The following is an 18,421-nucleotide window of genomic DNA, read 5'->3' as shown; positions in this document are numbered from 1 at the left end:
ATTCCGTTCAAGTGGTATTCTCGGATTCGTGCCGAAGTCAGTAGAAACCGCAGCTCAGCGCGCCCTGCCCGGTCGCAAGGCCCAGGCCGCCCGCAATGACGAACTCATCCTCGCGGCCGCCCGAGAGGTCTTCCTCGCCGAACCCAAGGCCCCGATCTCGGCCGTCGCCGAACGCGCGGGCGTGGGCATCAGCGCCCTCTACCGCCGCTATCCCAGCAAGGAGGACCTGCTGCGTACCCTCTGCTACGACGGCCTGCGCCGCTACAACACCGAAGCCGCGGCGGCACTGGAGAATGCGGACGACTGGCAGGTGCTCGTCGACTTCCTACAACGCGTCGTCGACGCCGACGTCCACTCCCTGACCGTCCGCCTCGCCGGCACCTTCACCCCCGACGACTCGATCCTCCCCGAGGTCCTCCGGGCCGGGGAACTCAACGAGCAGATCCTCCGCCGCGCCCGCGAATCCGGCCGCCTCCGCCCGGCCGCCACCGTCGCCGATTTCGGCCTCATCCTCGAATCCTGCGCCGCCATCGCCCTTCCCGATCCGGCCCGGTCGGCACAGCTCCGCCGGCGCGTGCTCGCCCTGCTCATCGACGGCCTGGCCGCCAGCGGCGACCTACCGGGCCCGCCACCCGAGCCCGGCGAATTCGCGGGCCGATGGCGGCCGCGAACCTGACGAGTTTCGCGAGACTAAGCTTCCCGCGTGGAATTGCGGCAACTGCGCTACTTCGTGACCGTGGCGGAGGAATTGCATTTCGGGCGCGCGGCCGAACGGCTGCACATCGCGCAGCCGGCGGTGAGCCAGCAGGTACAGCGCCTGGAACGAGACCTGAAGGTGCAGTTACTGGACCGGTCGTCACGACGCGTGCGACTGACCGAGGCGGGCCTGCGCTTCCTGCCCGAGGCGCGCGCGGTGCTGGCGGCCGCGGATCGGGCGCGGGCCGCGATCGCGGACCTGGCGGGGGAGCGGGCGCAGACGCTGCGCCTGGGGACGGTCACCGGGCTCGGCGAGCGGCTGGACTCGGTGCTGGCAGGTTTCGCCGATCGGATGCCGCAGGTGCAGATCGATCTGCTCGCGTTGCCGGTGCAGGAGCGGCTGGCGCGGGTCGCCGACGGGCGGCTGGACGCGGCCTTCGTGCGGGCGCCCTCCCCGGGGGAGAGTCCCGATCTGGAATTCCTGCCCGCCTGGGACGATCCGCTGATGGTGGCATTGCCCGCCCGGCATCCGCTCGCCGAGCAGGAGTCGCTGCGCCTGGCGGATCTGGCGGCCTTGCCGCTGCACATGATCGAGCGCCGCAATCATCCGGCCCTGGTCGATCTGGTGCTGAACGCCTGTGCGCGTGCGGGATTCGAGCCGATTCCGGTGCCGACGGCCTCCGCCACCTTCCAGGACAATATGGCGATGGTCGGTTCCGGGTCACCCATGTGGACGGTCATCTACGCCGCCAATGCGCATCAGGTGCACACGTCGCGGGTGGTCGTCCGTCCGTTCGCCGAGCCCGGCATGAGCCTGCCCATCGCCGTGGCGGTGCGCCCGGATGCCGTGTCGCCGCAGCTGAACCTGCTGATGCGGCTGCTCGCCGAGGGCCGTCCCGAGGCCGGCGCCGAGCGATAAGACATCGTTATCGCTGCGTGCGAGATCCGGCCATTGGTCGGCGCGGCGGGATGCGGTGAACTGTTCTCAGGCCGCGAACGGACCGTCGCAGACGGAAACCGAAGGCGGGCAAAGGTATTCACACCTTTCGTAGAGGAGAGCAGTCATGCCCATCATCACCGTTCAGCAGGGTCCCCGCACCGTCGAGCTGAAGCGGGACCTGGTCCGTCGCCTCACCGACGCCATGGTCGACGCCTACCAGATTCCGGCCGAGGCCGTGCAGGTCTGGATTCAGGAGACCCCCACCGACAGCTGGGGCATCGGCGGCATCCTGACCGCCGACAAGTAGTCGCCGCGCAGGTCACTCGGTATCGCCCGGGCCGGGCCAGGATTCGATGATCCTGGTGAAGGCCCGGGCTGCCGCGCTTTCATAGGCGTTCTCGCGGCGGAGCAGGGCGGCGGTGCGGGCGGGGAGTGGCGGATCCAGTGCGATCGCGGTCAGGCCCGAGCGGTCGGCGCTCACCGCGTCCGGCAGAACCGTCGCCAGCGTGGTGTGCTGCACGATCTCGATGACCGCCTCGATGCTGTTGGCCTCCATGGCGATTCGGGGAATCACCGCGTGCGCGCGGAAGTAGGCGTCGATGTGACCGCGCGTGGCGAAGTCCGAGTTCAGCAGGGCGAGTTCGTATTCGGCGAGATCCGCGGGGGAGACCGGGGAACGGGCGGTGCCGTCGGCGGCCTGGACGAGGCTCAAGGTCTCGGTACCGAGGGGTGTCGCCGCGATACCGTCGAAATGGTTTCGGACGAAGGCGATTCCGAGATCCAGCTCATCGGCCAGCAGTCTCGATTCCAGTGCGTCCTGGCTGGTTTCGGTCAGTTCCAGCGTGATGCCCGGATGCCGGGCCCGCAGCTCGGCCACCAGCGGGCCGACCAGATACGAGGTGAAGGTCGGGGTGACCGCGAGGCGCAGGTGCCCGCGGGTCAGCTCGGCCACATCGTGCACGGCCTGTTCGGCCTGATCCAGTTCCCGCAGCGCCCGCCGGGCATGCCGGGCGTACACGCTCCCGGCGTCGGTGAGCCGTACCGCGCGCCCGCTGCGGTCCAGCAGGGGCGTGCCCACCAGCCGTTCGAGCTGGCGAATCTGCTGCGACAGGGTCGGCTGCGACAGATGCAGTTCGGCGGCCGCGCGCGTGAAGTTGCCGTGCTCGGCGACCGCCAGCAGGTAGCGCAGATGCCGCAGTTCCGGGGTCATACCCCCGACTATAGACAGCATCAATGCTAACCATGGACAGCAAGTCTTGGACTCTATAGTGGCTGCTCCGGCAGGGTGTAGTTACCGGCTCGAACGGGCCGGACACCCACCGAAAGGAGCCGGCGTGCAATCCCTCATCGACGGTGTGCGGCGCTTCCAGCGGGAGGTCTTCCCGGCCAAGGCGGACCTGTTCACCTGGCTGTCCACCGCGCAGCACCCCACCGCCCTGTTCATCGGCTGCTCGGATTCCCGTGTCCCGCCGGAACTCATCACCTCGGCCGAGCCGGGTGAACTGTTCGTCATCCGCACCGCCGGCAATCTGGTGCCCGCCTACGCACCGGGCGCCGGGGACGGGGTCACGGCCAGCATCGAATACGCCGTGGCCGAACTCGGCGTCACCGACATCGTGGTGTGCGGGCATTCGGCGTGCGGCGCCATGACCGCACTGGCGCACGGCCACGACCTGTCCGCCGTCCCCGCCGTCGCGGGCTGGCTCCGCAATGCCGAAAGCTCCCGGGCCCGCGCCGAATCCACCGCCTCGAATGGCGTGGAAGTGGCGGATCTGGTGCGCTGGAACGTGGCGGCGCAGCTGGCGAACATGGCCACCCATCCCGCGGTCGCCAGGGCCCTGGCCGCCCGCACCCTCACCCTGCACGGCTGGGTCTTCGACATCGCCACCGGCGCGGTCGAGGACATCGGCACCGGCACCGGCGAATTCACCTCGAAAGGACTCTGACCACCATGGTTCACGCACAGTTCGATCCCACCGCCCGCGAGCGGCTCGCCATCGAGGCGGTCGCCGCCAAGACGGCCAAGGACCTCACCTGGCAGCAGATCGCGGACGCCTCCGGCCTCTCGCCCGCCTTCACCACCGCCGCGGTCCTCGGCCAGCACCCGCTGCCGCGCGAATCCGCCCTCGCCGTGGCCGAATTGCTCGGCCTCGACGAGTCGGCCGCGGCACTGCTGCAGACCATTCCCACCCGCGGTTCGATTCCCGGTGGCGTGCCGACCGATCCGACCATCTACCGCTTCTACGAGATGCTGCAGGTCTACGGCACCACGCTGAAGGCCCTGGTGCACGAGCAGTTCGGTGACGGCATCATCAGCGCCATCAACTTCAAGCTGAAGGTGGAGAAGGTCGCCGATCCGGAAGGCGGGGAGCGCGCGGTCATCACCCTCGACGGGAAGTACCTGCCCACCAAGCCTTTCTGAGCCGGACTACTGCTCCGGAAATGACGCCGGGCGGGTGACCCGAAGGTCACCCGCCCCGCACGGGGGTTCTGCCCCCACCAGATTTCTTACACGACCGGCAGGTACACCTTGTTACCCGCGTCCGCGAATTCCGCCGACTTCTCGGCCATTCCGGCCTCGATGGCCTCCAGGCTGGTGAGCCCGGTCTTCTCCGCGTACTCGCGAACATCCGCCGAGATCCGCATGGAGCAGAACTTCGGCCCGCACATGGAGCAGAAGTGCGCGGTCTTGGCGGGCTCCGCCGGCAGCGTCTCGTCGTGGTATTCGCGAGCCGTGTCGGGGTCCAGCGACAGGTTGAACTGGTCCGTCCACCGGAATTCGAAGCGCGCCTTGGACAGTTCGTTGTCCCGGTCCTGCGCCCGCGGGTGCTGCTTGGCCAGGTCGGCGGAGTGGGCGGCGATCTTGTAGGTGATCACGCCGACCTTCACGTCGTCCCGGTTGGGCAGGCCCAGGTGCTCCTTGGGCGTGACGTAGCAGAGCATGGCGGTGCCGGCCTGGGCGATGATGGCGGCGCCGATGGCCGAGGTGATGTGGTCGTAGGCGGGCGCGATATCGGTGGCCAGCGGGCCGAGCGTGTAGAAGGGGGCCTCCTCGCAGAGTTCCTCTTCCAGCTTCACGTTCTCGACGATCTTGTGCATGGGCACGTGGCCCGGGCCCTCGATCATCACCTGCACGCCATAGGATTTCGCGATCTTGGTGAGCTCGCCGAGGGTGCGCAGCTCCGCGAACTGGGCCTCGTCGTTGGCGTCCGCGATGGAACCCGGGCGCAGGCCGTCACCCAGCGAGAACGTGATGTCGTACTTGGCCAGGATCTCGCACAGTTCCCGGAAGTTGGTGTACAGGAACGATTCCTGGTGATGCGCGAGACACCACGCCGCCATGATCGAGCCACCGCGCGACACGATGCCGGTGACGCGCTTGGCGGTCAGCGGCACGTAGCGCAGCAGCACGCCGGCGTGCACGGTCATGTAGTCCACGCCCTGCTCGGCCTGCTCGATGACGGTGTCGCGGTAGATCTCCCAGGTGAGCAGGGTGGGATCGCCGTTCACCTTCTCCAGGGCCTGGTAGATCGGCACGGTGCCGACCGGTACGGGCGAGTTGCGCAGGATCCATTCGCGGGTCTCGTGAATGTTCTTGCCGGTGGACAGGTCCATGATGGTGTCGGCGCCCCAGCGGCTGGCCCACACCATCTTCTCGACCTCTTCGGCGATGGAGGAGCTGACCGCCGAGTTGCCGATATTGGCGTTGATCTTCACCGCGAACTGCTTACCGATGATCATCGGCTCGGATTCGGGATGCTTGTGGTTGGCCGGGATGACCGCGCGGCCCGCGGCGACCTCGTCGCGCACGAACTCGGGGCTCATGCCCTCGCGGGCGGCGATGTAGCGCATCTCCTGGGTGACGATGCCCCGCCGGGCCCAGGCGAGCTGGGTGGGCGGGCCGTCGACCTGCGGTTTGGTCCACTCGTCGCGGAGCTTGGGCAGGCCCGCCTCGAGGTCGATCTCGGCGGTGTCGTCGGTGTACGGACCCGAGGTGTCGTACACGTCGAAGTGGTCGCCATTGGTGAGATTGATGCGCCGCACCGGAACTCGCAGGGTGATGCCGTCGGCCTCGACCTGCTCGTAGTGCTTGACGCTGCCCTGAATGGGACCGGTTGTCACGGTGTCGACAGGCGCTGCCTGGTTGGGGACACGGCTGGATGACATTGTGAATCCTCCCTACGCCGGCATTACCCGGTCAGGTTCATACGGTCGACGGCCCACTAGCCGTCCTCTCAGCCCGCTGGTGCGAGCCCCCGTTGGCATGCGTACTTTTCCGGCCCGACCTTACCTCGCGGACGCAAGAGGTGAGGCCGGGCCGGGAAAGATATACGGATCGGCGCTAGTGCTCGGCCGGCCCGATGGGCCAGCCCAGCGCGCCGAAGAGGGCGTTCAGATTGATCTCGGTCTGTGTCTTCAGGGCGTCGAGACTGCCGAGCATGGTGAGCACGTCATCGGTGTGGCACCCCTGCGGATCCGGGGCGCCCGGCTGCAACCGCGCCTTGACCCAGTTGAAGGCGTCCGCCATGCCGAGCGTGGTCAGGGTCAGGTGTTCGCTGAGATGGTCGCGCTTGTATTCGACGGAGGTGCCGCCGTCGCACCAGCGTTGGACCATGCGGTCGTTGGTGTACCAGGGCACCGCCTCGTCGTACACGCCCTGATAGACGAACATGGGTGCGGTCGGCGGATTACTGCCCAGCACGGTCGAGTCGAAGACTTCCTTGATGTCCGGCAGCGCAAGGAAATCCGCGATCGGGATGGTCAGCATGCGCTGGTAGTCGGTGAACATCAGTTCCACCACATTGCGCACCAGGCACTGGCTGTTCGTGCGATCCATGATCGCCTTGCCCTCGGGCGTCAGATACCGGTCGAGGGTCGTCGCGAACTTCGGATACGCATTGCGCAGCGAGGCCATACCCACGCCGATGAGGCTGGCGAACATGGAACCGTTGACATGCAAAAGGGATTCGACATCCGAGACGGGCGCGCCCAGCGCGATGCCCTTCACATTCAGCTCCGGGGCGTAGGTCGGCTGCATCTCGGCGGCCCAGCCACTGCCCATGCCGCCGCCGGAGTAACCCCACAGTGCGACAGGCGTATTCGCGCCGTCCAGGCCGAGCGGCTGGAACGCCTCGGCCGCGCGGACACTGTCCAGGATCATGTAGCCGGGCTCCTTCGCCACGGCCAGATGTCCTTGCAGCCCTTCGTAATCCGGCACATTGATCGCGTAGCCCTGGCTGATGGAGGCCGCGAGTTCGAGGTACTCGGCGGTGGAATGGATGCCCTCCAGCGCGGGCAGCCCGCCGCCCTGCTGCAGCACGAACGAGGGTGCGCAGTTGGGTGCGGCGCTGTCATAGAAGAACTGGTGCGAGACCAGCGGCCGGCTGTGAGAAGTGTTCGCCCCCAGGGGAACCGCGACCGTGGTGGCCGCGACGGCCGGCTTCCCGAACAGATCGGTGGTGCGGTACAGCAGCTGCCAGGACCGCACATGCACCGGTAGCACGGTGAGCACGGCCAGCTGCACCTCGCGGCTGCGCAGAATCGCGCCGGGCGCAGCGGATTCGAAGCCGTCGGGCGCCTGATAGAACGGGTCCACATCGATCGGCAGCGGGCCGGCGCTCGCGGGCGCGGCCGTGACCCCTCCCACCAGCGCGGCGCAGGCCGCGGTCAACGCCATGACGAGTGCGGCCGCGGTGCGCCGCCGCCACTCCCTTCGCCGGCGATCCCCTTTGATTGCCACGGCTGCCCCTTCCTCATCGACGTGATCAGAATTACAACATGGCATCCGGTTATCAACAAGATGTCTTGTTGAAACTGGCTCGGCTATCGTCTGGGCATGTCCCGCAGCAAATCTGCCGCGGCGCCCGACCGGAGTCCCGCACGGCGTCGCATCCGCGGCCTCGATGCCGACGAGCGCAGCGCGCAGCGCCGCCGTCAACTGCTCACCGCGGCGACCGAACTCTTTGCCCAGCACAGCTATTCGGGCACCTCCATCGAACAGATCTGCCAGCAGGCGTTCGTCGGCACCAAAGGCTTCTACGATCACTTCGACAGCAAGGAAGCGCTGTATCGGGCGCTGCTGGAACAGGTGAGCACCGGTATCCAGCAACGTGTCTCACAGGTGGCCGCCGAGACCGCCGGCCAGGACTGGCCGCAGCGCCGCGGCAAGGTGGTAGAAGCCTTCGTGCACGCCATCGCCGACGACCCCCGCCTGGCCAAGGTCACCTTCGGCGAAGCGGGCGGCATCTCACCCGCGGTCGAGGCCCAGCGCCGCAGCAACCGCCGCTGGTCGGCGGAATTCCTTGCCCACCAGTGGGGTTCGGCGGATCCGGCCGGAGACCCGCAACTACTGGCCCTCGCCCTGGCCACCATCGGCGGCATGTTCGAACTGGTCGCCGACTGGCTGCATCACCACGACGACGGCGGCGCACCCGATTCCGTCGACACCCTCGTCGCGGACCTGAATCACTTCGTGGCCGTGGTGGACGCGGGCCGGACCGCCGGTCGCTGAGCGAGCATCAGCTCACGCAGGGTTTCCCTCAGCCAGATATGCGCCGCATCCGCGTCATTGCGCGGATGCCAGGCCATCCCGTAGGGGAGCGGCGGTGTCTCGACCGGAAGATCGAACACCGCCAACCCGATGCGCTCGGCCATCCCCGTCGCACAGGCGGGGATATTGCCCAGCAGATCCGTGTCCTGCAGAAAGAACAGCGAACTCGGGAACCCGGCCACGCTGGCGCACACCGCCCGCTGAAATCCCAGCTGCTCCAGGGCCGTATCGATCGGGCCGGAGAGTCGCCCGCGCCGCGACACCGACAGGTGCCGGGCGCGCGCATAGTCCTCGAGTCGAATCGTCCTGCCGCGCACCATCGGATGCCCGATGCGCGCCACCCCGACCATGTGATCGTCGTACACGGGCTCGACGTGGATCTCGGGCGACCGCGCCCCGATGATGCCGAGTTCCAGATCGGCCGCCCCGTCCCGCAGCACCGGCAGATCCACATGGCTCTCGGTGAGAAAACGCAGCGTGACGCCCGGCGCCCCTGCAGCCGCACGTTCCAATAGCGCCGGACCGACGACAGCCGCCAGCGCGTAGTGCGCGAGCACGGTCAGATCCCGCGTCACCGTCCGCACATCCGTCCCGTGGGCCGCCGAGAACAACCGCCGCACTCGCTCGACCAGCTCCCGCACCTCCGGCTCTATCGCCAGCGCATGTGGCGTCGGCACCATGGCTCGACCGGCCCGGACGAGAATCGGATCCGCGAGCGTCTTGCGGATGCGCCCGAGCGCCCGGCTCACCGCGGGCTCCGACAACTGCAATCGCTCAGCGGCTTCCGTCACGCTGCGCTCCATCAGCAGAGCATCGAGTGCCACCAGCAGATTGAGGTCGAGATTCCGCAGGTCGGCGCCCGCCCCGCGCGAGTCCACCGTGTTCCGCCCGGACACGGCATCCGGCTCGGGCGCGGCGTCCCGCCCGGACGCGGCACCGGAGTTCTGCGCCGCGCGGTGGTCCGAGGTGCCGCGCAGGCCCGCGCTTGCGCCGGGATCCCCGGTCGAGGCGGCGGTCCGGGGCATGCGCGCTCTGCTGCCTGTAGTCGATGATTGCTTTTCGTGCATATATTCCTTGCTGAAGATGCATTGGAGTAATTGCACTGTCGACTCTACTGTCGAACTCGACGCGGTGCAGCCGCGGCCCCGGGGCTTCGCCCGGTCGGCCGGATCGACTGCGCCGCAATCGGTTCCGCCGCTCGTGCCGGTCGGAATGTAGATTCCGCTATTGCTCAGGAGTTCGTCATGTCCACTGCTGTATCCACGGCGCCTGCCGTGACCGCTGCCCGCGGCCCGGGGCCGTCGCGCGTCGTGCTGCTCGCCCTCTGTGCCTGCGTCATGGTGGCGCAGAGCATGGTGGCGGCCCTGAATCTGTCCATTCCGCTGCTGGCGGCGTCGGCGCTGCATCCGAAGTCGTCCGAACTGCTGTGGGCGGTGGACGCGTACGTGATCGTGTTCGCGAGCCTGCTCATCCCGGCCGGTGCGCTCGGTGACCGATACGGCCGGAAGGGGGCGTTGCTCGCGGGGCTGGGGCTGTTCGCGGTCGGGGCCACCACCAGCGCGCTCGCCTTGCATCCGGCCGTGCTGATCGCGGGGCGGGCGGTGTCCGGGGCGGGGGCGGCGTTCATCATGCCCGCCACCATGTCGATCCTGGTGCAGTTGTCACCGGATGCGAAGACGCGAGCGCATGCGTTGGCGGCGTGGACGCTGTCGGTGGGCGTCGGCGGGGCGCTGGGCAATATCGGGGGCGGGCTGTTGCAGCAGTATCTGCCGTGGCAGGCGCTGTTCTGGGTGATGGGGCCGGTGGCGGTGGCGTTGATCGCCGTCGTGGCGGCGGTGACGCCGAAGACGCCGCGGCGGGCCGTCGATCAGGATCCGGTCGGAGCCGTGCTGCTCACCGCCGGGTCGACCGCCATGTTGTACGGCCTCATCGAAGGCCCGGGGCAAGGGTGGGGATCGCTGCCGGTGCTGGCCGGATTCGGTTGCGGTGCAGTGCTACTCGCGGTGCTGCTGTGGCATTCGCTGCGGTCGCCGCAGCCGCTGATCGATCCGCGGCTGTTCCGGTCGGGCCGCTTGCGCGCCGCGGTGCTGGGCACGGCCACCAGCTTCTTCGGATTGTTCGCGCTGTTCTTCGTGAACTCGCAGTACCTGCAGTACGCGAAGGGGTTCTCGCCCGCCGAGGCCGGTCTCGCCATCGTGCCGCTGACGCTCGGCATGATCTTCGTGCCGCGGCTGGCCGTGCGGATGGAAGCCAGGCTGGGCGACCGGATTCCGGCCACGGGCGGGCTCGTGATCATCGGGCTCGGTCTGCTCGCGGTGGCCACCGCCGACGCGAGTACGCCCTACCCGCTGTATGCCGGGTACCTGGTGGTGCTGTCGATCGGCATCGGGCTGGCGGCTCCGGTGCTCACGCACGCGGTCATCGCGAGCCTGCCGGCCGAACAATCCGGCATGGGCGCCGGATTGAACACCGCCGCACGGGAATTCGGCGCCGCGATCGGCGTGGCGGTGCTGGGCACCATCCTCGCGTCACACACCACCGACGCCGCTCACCACACCGTCGCGTTCCTCGACGGCATGGGCGCCGGACTCGCCGTCATCGGCGCGCTGGTCCTGGTCGCCGCCGCCGCGGTGGGTATCGGCTACCGCGTCCGCCGGTGACTCCTCCAGGCCGATCCGCTTGTGCAGTGCCGCAAGCGGTTTCGGCGCCCACCAGTTGCCGGTGCTCATCAATCGCATGAGCGCCGGCGCGAGCAGGCCGCGGATGATGGTGGCGTCCGAGATCACCGCGAGCGCCAGGCCGATGCCGAACAGCTTCATGGGCGCGACCTCGGAGGTCGCCACCGCGAGCAGCACCACCGCCATCAAACCCGCTGCGGCGGTGAAGATCCGGCCGGTCCGCGCCACGCCCAGCGCCACCGACCGGGTGTTCGCCGCCTTGCCGCGGTCCGAGGCCAGCCATTCCTCGCGAATGCGGGACAGCAGGAACACCTCGTAGTCCATGGACATGCCGAAGGCCAGGCAGAACATGAGGATCGGCATGAACATGTCGATATTGCCGGTCGCGGTGAAACCCAGCAGCCCGGACAGGTGGCCCTGCTCGAAGATCCAGATCATGGCGCCGAAGGTCGCGGTCAGCGACAGCATGTTCAGCAGCAGCGCCTTCAACGGCAGCACCACGCTGCCGGTGAACAGGAACAGCAGGATGAAGGTGATGACGGCGATCAGCCCGGCCGCCAGCGGCAGTCGCGCGACGACCGCGTCGGTGGTGTCCTCGTTGAGCGCCGCCGCGCCCGCGAACAGCGTCTGCCCGGGCGCGGATACCGCCCGCAGCTCGGCCAGCTGCTGCTTACCCGCCGCCGAGTACGGCGCCAGCTTGGTGCCGACCGACAGGTACGCGCCCTGCGGTCCCGCCATCTGCGGAATCCCCGCGGCCATCCGCTGGCCGTTCATATAGACGCCCTCGCTGGAGAGCACCGCCGGCACGCCGGGCACCTGCGACAGGTCGTGCGCGTACCCCGCGAGTTGTGCGGGCGTGCCGTGGAATCCGGGCAGCACGATCACCGCACTCGACGCCATATCCGCGGAGAAGTCCGAACGGAGTGCGTCACCCACCTGCCGGGCCGGCGCGAAGGTGCCGATCACCCGATCGTCGGGAGTCCCGAAATGCGCCCGCAGGAACGGCGATCCGAGCGCGAGCAGCACCGCCGACGCGATCACCGCCACCGGCACGGCCCGCCGCATGACCCAGGTGACCAGGCGATACCAGAAGGTCTCCTCCGGCTGCTTCGCGACCGGTTCGGGGCGGCCGAGCAGGCGGCGCAAAGGTTTCCGCAGATCCCACGCATTCACCCGATCACCGAGCAGGATGAGCGCGGCGGGCAGCAGCAGGACCGACGCGCCCACCGCGGCAATCACCACCGCCACACCGGCATACGCGAAGGACTGGAAGAACGGCTGCGGGAACACCGCCAGCGCGGCCAGCGCCAGCGCCACGGTGAGACCCGAGAACACCACCGTCCGCCCCGCCGTCTGCACCGCCCGCGTGACGGCCGACCGAGTATCCCGCCCCTGCGCCAGCTCCTCGCGATACCGGCTGACAATGAACAAGCTGTAGTCGATCGCCAGCGCCAGCCCCAGCGCACTGGTCATGTTCAGCGCGAACACCGACACATCCATGACCGTGGTGAGCAGCCGCAGAATCCCCATGGTCGCCGCAATCGCGAACAGCCCCACCCCGATCGGCAGCGCCGCCGCGACCACACTGCCGAACACCAGCACCAGCAGCAGCCCCGACACCGGCACCGCAATCGCCTCGGCCAGCAGCAGATCCTTTTCGACCTGGTCATTGATATCGGCGAAGGTGCCCGCCATACCGCCGACCCGCACCTGCACGCCGTCCCGGTCGCCGTTCAGATCCTTGCCGAGCGCCGCGGCCCGATTCTGCACCTGGGTATCGGTCCCGGTCACCGTGGCCATGATCAGCCCCCGATGCCCGTCCTTACTCTTCAGCGCACTCGCCAGATCGGGCCGCGCCGCCCCACTGCTCCAATACGACTGCACCCCTGTGATTTCCGGGTCGTGCGTCAACTGATCCGTGATCCGCTGCGCCTCGGCACGCGTCTGCGGACTGTTCACTCCCGCATCCGAGCTGACCATGATGATCAGATTCGGATTCCCGCCGGGAAAGTTCTGATCGATGAAGTCATTGGCCCGCACCGACTCCAGCGAATTCGTCAAATAGCCGCCGCCCACCATGTGGGACTTGACCGTGGCGCCGAAGCCACCGCAAACGACCATCAGCAACAGGGCGGTCACCAGGACGGCACGCGGACGCGCCATGGCGAACCGGGCAAGACTGGTCAACATCGACGCCACCCTCCGGGGAGTTTCTCACCGGAACGGTAACGTTCCTCAACTCCCCGGAGCAGTCTTCAGTGACCATGCTCATGGTGATAGCAATCACCTATGACAAGCGCTCGCGCGGCCTGGCGGTTAGGCGGGCACGATGCGCCCCCGCACTTCACCGAGGGTGAGGCGGCCGCCGTCGGTGGCCGGGGCGGTGGCGGTGATGACTACCTCGTCGGCGTCCTCCAAGAAGGTGCGTTTGGCCCCGGCTACGTCGACGGGTTCGGTTCCGGCCCAGGTCAATTCCATGAAGGAGCCGCGCTGTTCGCGGTCCTCGCCGGAGATGGTGCCGGAGGCGAACAGGTCGCCGGTGCGGAGGGAGGCGCCGTTCACTGTCATGTGGGCGAGCATTTGCGCGGGGGACCAGTACATGCGGCGGTATGGGGGAGCGGAGACCTGCTGTCCGTTCCAGGTGACCGCCAGCTCGATGTCCAGGCCCCAGAGTTCGCTGTCGCGAAGATAGGGGAGCGGCTCGGGGGCCTGGGGTGGTAGCGGGATGCGAGCGGCGGCGAGTGCGTCCAGGGGAGTCACCCAGGCGGAGAGGCTGGTCGCGAAGGATTTGCCCAGAAACGGGCCGAGCGGTTGGCCCTCCCAGGCCTGGATATCGCGTGCGGACCAGTCGTCGACCAGCGCCACGCCGAAGACGTGATCGGCGAAATCGCCGGTGGGAACGGACTTCCCGCGCTCCGAACCGACACCGACCAGGAAGCCCAGCTCCGCCTCGATGTCGAGGCGACGGGTGGGCCCGAAATCGGGCACACCGGAATCCGTCTTCCGCTGGCCCGCCGGGCGGATGATGTCGGTGCCCGACACCACGACCGTGCCCGAACGCCCGTGATAACCGACCGGCAGGTGCCGCCAATTCGGTAGCAGTGCCTCACCGTTCGGGCGGAGCATGCGGCCCAGCGCGGTGGCGTGCTCCAGGCTGGCATAGAAGTCGACGTAGTCGCCGATCTCCACCGGCAGGTCCAGCCGTACCGAGGACACCGGATGCACCGCCGCGGCGGGCAGTTCCGATTCGGCGGCGGTGCGCACCTGTTCGCGTACCTCGCGCCAGCATTGCGGGCCCTGGGTCATGAAGGCGTTCAGGCTGGGGCGGGCGAACATCGGATCATCCAGTGCCACCGCCAGATCGATGATCGAATCGCCCAGTCGCGCACCCACTCGCGGTTGCTCGCCACGTGGCCGGAATACGCAGTAGGGCAGGTGTGACAGGCCGAAGCCCGACTCGTCCGGCACCTCGATACGCACACGACTATTCATTCCCGCACCCCATCCGAATCCTCTCCACGTATCCGTGCCTCAAATCCATGCCGAGGGACCCCGTCCCGACCAGGTCCACGCATACCCGGGGTCCTCGCAGGCCAGCGCGCCCTCCGCCAGTTGCAGCGGATGGAAGGTGTCGACCATGACGGCCAGCTCGTCGAAGAACTCCGCGCCGATGCTGCGCTCGTACGCGCCCGGCTGCGGGCCGTGCGCGTACCCGCCGGGATGCACCGATACCGACCCCTGTGCGATCCCGGATCCCTTGCGCGCCTCGTAGTTTCCGCCGCAATAGAACATGATCTCGTCGGAGTCGACATTGGAGTGGTAGTACGGCACGGGGATGGACAGCGGGTGATAGTCCACCTTGCGCGGCACGAAGTTGCAGACCACGAAGTTGTTGCCCTCGAAGGCCTGATGCGCCGGCGGCGGCTGATGCACGCGGCCGGTGATGGGCTCGAAATCGGCGATATCGAAGGTGAACGGATACAGGCAGCCGTCCCAGCCGACCACGTCGAACGGATGTTTCGCGTACACCATCCGGGTGCCCACGACCGCACCCGCCGGGCGGTGCTTCACCAGCACCTCGACCTCTTCACCCTCGACGAGCAGCGGTTCCGCGGGACCGTGCAGATCGCGCTCGCAGTAGGGTGAATGTTCCAGCAGCTGACCGTATTTCGAGAGATACCGCTTGGGTGGCGCGATGTGACCGCTGCCCTCGATCAGATACGCGCGCAATGGTTCCGGACCATCCGGTATCCACCGGTGCGTGGTGGCGCGCGGTAGCAGCACCTGGTGTCCCTGCCGCACCGGGATCACGCCGAACACCGTCTCCACCCGCCCGGAACCGGACTCGATGTAGACGAGCTCGTCGCCGATCGCATTGCGGTACAGGGGCGATTCCCGCAGCGCCGCCACATAGGAGATGCGGACGTCATTGTTGCCGAGCAGCAGCCGCCGCCCGGTCACCACATCGCTCTCGGCGGGCTTGTCGCCCAGGAACAGCTCGTGCAGCTTCAAATGCCGGTGCTGCAGTGGATGATTCGCGAACAGTCGTTGTTCGGGCAGCTGCCACACCGTCGAGTTCACGATGGCCGGTGGCAGGCCCCGGTGGTAGAGCAGTGACGAATCGCCGGAGAAGCCCTCTTCTCCCATCAGCTCTTCGTAGTAGAGGTTGCCTTGCTGGTCACGGTGCTGGGTGTGCCGTTTCGGCGGCACCGAGCCCACTTGTCGATAGAACGTCATCCTCGGCCTCCCGATGGACGGATGGTCCCCGTAACCTCATCGTATCCATCGAATCGGCGAGCTAACCGACGTTTTCCTTATCTTTCTGTTCAGGCCGAATATTCTTCTCAGGCGTGCCGGAGCGCGCGGTAGACGGCAGCGCCCACGAACTCGCCGAGCGTGTCCGGGGTCCAGTCGCCCGGCTCGCCGAGCTGGGTGCGCACCGCGCTCTCACCAGCGGAAACCCACAGCTCCACCAGTGCGGGCAGCTTGCGCTCGGCGTCCTCGGTACCCCACGCCTGCAGTGTCGGCCGCAGTCGCCGGGTGCAGCGTTCGAGAGCCAGCGCCCGGCCGCGGCCGAACGAATCCGCCACTGCCGGATCGGGATTGCCGTACAACAGCCGCCAGGTATCGGGCCGCGCGGCCACCGTGTGCAGCAGCGCGCGGAAGCCCTCCACGAACACGGCCTCGTCGGCCTCGACGCGGCGGCGGGGGAGGGTCTCCATCACCCCTTCGAGGAGGTAGTCCTCCTCGCGGCGGATGAGGGCCTCGATGAGCTCGACCCGATCGGCGAAGCAGGCATACACGACCGGCCGGGTGACCTGCATGCGCTCGGCGACGGCCGCGATGGTGACGGTCGCGATCCCGTGCTCGACCGCGATTTCCAGGGCGGTGTCGAGCACTTGCGGGCGTCGGCGTTCGGGACCGAGATGTTGTGCGCGCTGCCGTGGTCGCACGGCCGATTCGGTACCCATGCCCACCGACGATAGCAGCGTGCGAATCCCGCGCCACCTGGGTCGCAAGATCATTTCCTACAGCGGCGAATGAAAATGTTACAGTCACGAATGAAAAGTCCGGACGGCCGCCGAGGCCGCCCGAAGGCAAGGCCGCCACCGCCGAGGAGAAGCCATGACCGACACCCTCTTCAACCCGAAGACCTGCGATTTCGCCGAATTCGACGGCGAGACCCGGCGTCTGCTGCGCGCCACCGTCAACTGGTTCGAAGACCGCGGCAAGGTCCGCCTGCTCGCCGACAGCCGCGACCGCATCTGGTACTCCGACTTCCTCGACTTCGTGAAGCGCGAACGCGTCTTCGCCACCTTCCTGACTCCGGCCGCCGAGGCCGCCGGCGATCCCAACAAGCGCTGGGACACCGCGCGCATCGCCATGATGAGCAAGATCCTCGGCTTCTACGGCATGCAGTACTGGTACGTCTGGCAGGTCAGCATCCTCGGCCTGGGCCCGATCTGGCAGAGCGCGAACCAGGCCGCCAAGGCCCGCGCCGCCGCCGCGCTCGACTCCGGCGAGATCTTCGCCTTCGGTCTCTCCGAACAGGCGCACGGCGCCGACATCTACTCCACCGATATGGTCCTCGAGCCCACCGGCCAGGGCGGATTCGCGGCCACCGGCGGCAAGTACTACATCGGCAACGGCAACGAGGCCGCCATGGTCTCCGTCTTCGGCCGCCGCGCCGACAAGCCGATCATCGACTCGTCGGACTTCCTGCGGAAGATGACCGATGAGGAGTACTCCGGCTACCTCTTCTTCGCCGCCGACTCCCGGCACGCCGGCTACAAGCTGCGCAAGAACGTCGTCGACTCCCAGATGTACGTCGCCGCATTCGATCTGGAGAACTACCCGGTCGACGAGGCCGACATCCTGCACACCGGCCGCGCCGCCTTCGACGCCGCCATGAACACCGTCAATGTCGGCAAGTTCAACCTCGGCTTCGGCGCGGTCGGCGCCTGCGAGCACGCCATGTTCGAGGCCGTCACGCACGCCGAGAACCGAGTCCTGTTCGGGCACAAGGTGACCGAGTTCCCGCAGGTGAAATCGCTGCTCGCGGACAGCTACGCGCGACTGATCGGTATGAAGCTCTACAGCGAGCGGGCCATCGACTACATGCGCTCCGCGGATGACGACGACCGCCGCTACCTGCTTTTCAACGCCATCGAGAAGATGTCCGTCACCCGCAACGGCCAGAAGCTCTACGAGGACCTCGCCGATGTCATCGCGGCGCGCGGCTTCGAGAACGACATGTACTTCCCCATGGCCATGGTCGGCATGTTCGGCCTGCCGCGCCTCGAGGGAACTGTGCACGTGAACATGGCGCTCTCGCTGAAGTTCATGCCCAACTACATGTTCCATCCGGCCGATGCCGGATTGGCCGCGCTCCGTTACCTTCCCGGCGCGGGCGCCGCCCCCGCCGCCGCGGTGCGGGCCGTCTCCGGCGCGCTCAGCTGGACCAGCCGCCGCGCCGCTCGACCCGCCGCCAAGGCCGTTCCGAAGCTGCGCACCGAATTCGCCCGTGCCGCACACGCTCCCGTGCCGGTGCGCCGCGATGCCGCCGATGACGAGTTCCTGTTCCGGCAGGGCCCGAGCAGCGGGCTGGGCAAGATCCGCTTCGCCGACTGGCGTCCGGTGTTCGAGCACTTCTCGCACATCCCGAACGTGGCGGTGTTCCTGGAGCAGGCCCTCGCCCTGCAGACGCTGCTGGCGGCGGCGACCCCGACCGCCGAACAGCAGGCGGACGTGGACTTCCTGTTCGGCCTCGGCGAGCTCTTCACGCTGGTGCCCTACGCCCAGCTGATCCTGGAGCAGGCGAAGCTCGACGGCACCAGCGTGGATGTGCTGGACCAGCTGTTCGACATCTTCGTGCGCGACCTCTCCAAGCACGCCCTGACCCTGCACAGCAAGCCCGCCGCCACCAAGGCGCAGCAGACCCGCGCACTGGATCTGGTGCGGCGCCCGGTGGCCGATCAGGGCCGCTTCGACCGGGTGACGACGCAGGTCCGGGCCCTCGCCGGCGGGTACGAAATGAACCCCTGACCTTGTTCGTAG

Annotated in this window: 15 protein-coding genes, 1 pseudogene and 1 riboswitch; of the genes and pseudogenes, 8 read left to right on the top strand and 8 right to left on the bottom strand. The window is 67.9% G+C overall.

Annotated elements, in window-relative coordinates:
• Positions 1-28: 28 nt before the first annotated feature.
• The 3 genes from ACH438_RS19970 (at position 29) to dmpI (ending at position 1,943) form a co-directional block, all read left to right on the top strand.
• On the top strand, positions 29-676 hold the full coding sequence (locus ACH438_RS19970; protein WP_397007254.1) for a TetR/AcrR family transcriptional regulator: 648 nt from the start codon (positions 29-31) through the stop codon (positions 674-676).
• A 27-nt stretch (positions 677-703) separates the two neighbouring features.
• Entirely contained in the window at positions 704-1,615 is a 912-nt protein-coding gene (locus ACH438_RS19965) for a LysR family transcriptional regulator (protein ID WP_397007252.1), read from the top strand.
• Positions 1,616-1,760: 145 nt separating this feature from the next.
• Positions 1,761-1,943, top strand: coding sequence for a 4-oxalocrotonate tautomerase DmpI (gene dmpI / locus ACH438_RS19960; protein WP_397007250.1), 183 nt, complete (start codon positions 1,761-1,763; stop codon positions 1,941-1,943).
• 12 nt (positions 1,944-1,955) lie between these two features.
• Here the strand turns inward: dmpI and cynR are convergent, their stop codons facing one another.
• Positions 1,956-2,846 carry a transcriptional regulator CynR gene (gene cynR / locus ACH438_RS19955; RefSeq protein ID WP_397007248.1) on the bottom strand — a complete coding sequence of 297 codons (891 nt, stop codon included), beginning with the start codon at positions 2,844-2,846 and terminating at the stop codon, positions 1,956-1,958.
• A gap of 124 nt (positions 2,847-2,970) precedes the next feature.
• Between cynR and ACH438_RS19950 the strand changes: the two genes are divergently transcribed.
• Both ACH438_RS19950 and cynS read left to right on the top strand, forming a co-directional pair.
• Entirely contained in the window at positions 2,971-3,582 is a 612-nt protein-coding gene (locus tag ACH438_RS19950) for a carbonic anhydrase (RefSeq protein WP_397007246.1), read from the top strand.
• 5 nt (positions 3,583-3,587) lie between these two features.
• Entirely contained in the window at positions 3,588-4,058 is a 471-nt protein-coding gene (cynS, locus tag ACH438_RS19945; RefSeq protein WP_397007244.1) for a cyanase, read from the top strand.
• Between the two features lie 86 nt (positions 4,059-4,144).
• Here cynS and thiC read toward each other — a convergent pair whose 3' ends face one another.
• Together thiC and ACH438_RS19935 are read right to left on the bottom strand one after the other, a co-directional pair.
• A complete protein-coding gene (gene thiC, locus ACH438_RS19940) occupies positions 4,145-5,803 on the bottom strand; it encodes a phosphomethylpyrimidine synthase ThiC (protein ID WP_397007242.1) in 1,659 nt (552 codons plus the stop codon).
• Positions 5,796-5,906: riboswitch (TPP riboswitch) on the bottom strand. It overlaps the preceding gene by 8 nt.
• A gap of 72 nt (positions 5,907-5,978) precedes the next feature.
• Positions 5,979-7,376, bottom strand: coding sequence for a lipase family protein (locus ACH438_RS19935; RefSeq protein ID WP_397007240.1), 1,398 nt, complete (start codon positions 7,374-7,376; stop codon positions 5,979-5,981).
• Between the two features lie 96 nt (positions 7,377-7,472).
• On the opposite strand from ACH438_RS19935, the gene ACH438_RS19930 reads away from it, so the two are divergent.
• Positions 7,473-8,147, top strand: coding sequence for a TetR/AcrR family transcriptional regulator (locus ACH438_RS19930; protein ID WP_397007238.1), 675 nt, complete (start codon positions 7,473-7,475; stop codon positions 8,145-8,147).
• On the opposite strand, the gene ACH438_RS19925 is transcribed toward ACH438_RS19930, so the two are convergent.
• Positions 8,102-9,211 carry a LysR family transcriptional regulator gene (locus ACH438_RS19925; RefSeq protein WP_397007236.1) on the bottom strand — a complete coding sequence of 370 codons (1,110 nt, stop codon included), beginning with the start codon at positions 9,209-9,211 and terminating at the stop codon, positions 8,102-8,104. The two genes, ACH438_RS19930 and ACH438_RS19925, sit on opposite strands and share 46 nt — an antisense overlap.
• Before the next feature lie 219 nt (positions 9,212-9,430).
• On the opposite strand from ACH438_RS19925, the pseudogene ACH438_RS19920 reads away from it, so the two are divergent.
• A pseudogene (locus tag ACH438_RS19920) lies at positions 9,431-10,675 on the top strand (MFS transporter); the annotation flags it as partial.
• 39 nt (positions 10,676-10,714) lie between these two features.
• Here the strand turns inward: ACH438_RS19920 and ACH438_RS19915 are convergent.
• From ACH438_RS19915 to ACH438_RS19900, 4 genes are all read right to left on the bottom strand, one after another.
• Positions 10,715-13,054, bottom strand: a complete 2,340-nt coding sequence (locus ACH438_RS19915) for an MMPL family transporter (protein WP_397007234.1) — start codon at positions 13,052-13,054, stop codon at positions 10,715-10,717.
• 126 nt (positions 13,055-13,180) lie between these two features.
• Positions 13,181-14,356 carry a fumarylacetoacetase gene (gene fahA, locus ACH438_RS19910; RefSeq protein ID WP_397007232.1) on the bottom strand — a complete coding sequence of 392 codons (1,176 nt, stop codon included), beginning with the start codon at positions 14,354-14,356 and terminating at the stop codon, positions 13,181-13,183.
• A 39-nt stretch (positions 14,357-14,395) separates the two neighbouring features.
• Positions 14,396-15,601: a homogentisate 1,2-dioxygenase gene (locus tag ACH438_RS19905; RefSeq protein ID WP_397007230.1), complete on the bottom strand. Its 1,206-nt coding sequence runs from the start codon at positions 15,599-15,601 to the stop codon at positions 14,396-14,398.
• A 107-nt stretch (positions 15,602-15,708) separates the two neighbouring features.
• Positions 15,709-16,335, bottom strand: a complete 627-nt coding sequence (locus tag ACH438_RS19900; protein WP_397007228.1) for a TetR/AcrR family transcriptional regulator — start codon at positions 16,333-16,335, stop codon at positions 15,709-15,711.
• Positions 16,336-16,489: 154 nt separating this feature from the next.
• On the opposite strand from ACH438_RS19900, the gene ACH438_RS19895 reads away from it, so the two are divergent.
• Positions 16,490-18,409, top strand: coding sequence for an acyl-CoA dehydrogenase family protein (locus tag ACH438_RS19895; protein ID WP_397007226.1), 1,920 nt, complete (start codon positions 16,490-16,492; stop codon positions 18,407-18,409).
• Positions 18,410-18,421: the final 12 nt, after the last annotated feature.

It is taken from the genome of Nocardia sp. NPDC020380 (genome assembly GCF_044386975.1).
In the GTDB taxonomy this organism is placed as follows: Bacteria; Actinomycetota; Actinomycetes; order Mycobacteriales; family Mycobacteriaceae; genus Nocardia.
The sequence above is the reverse complement of the archived record's forward strand: the minus strand, read 5'-3'. Positions and strand labels throughout refer to the sequence as shown.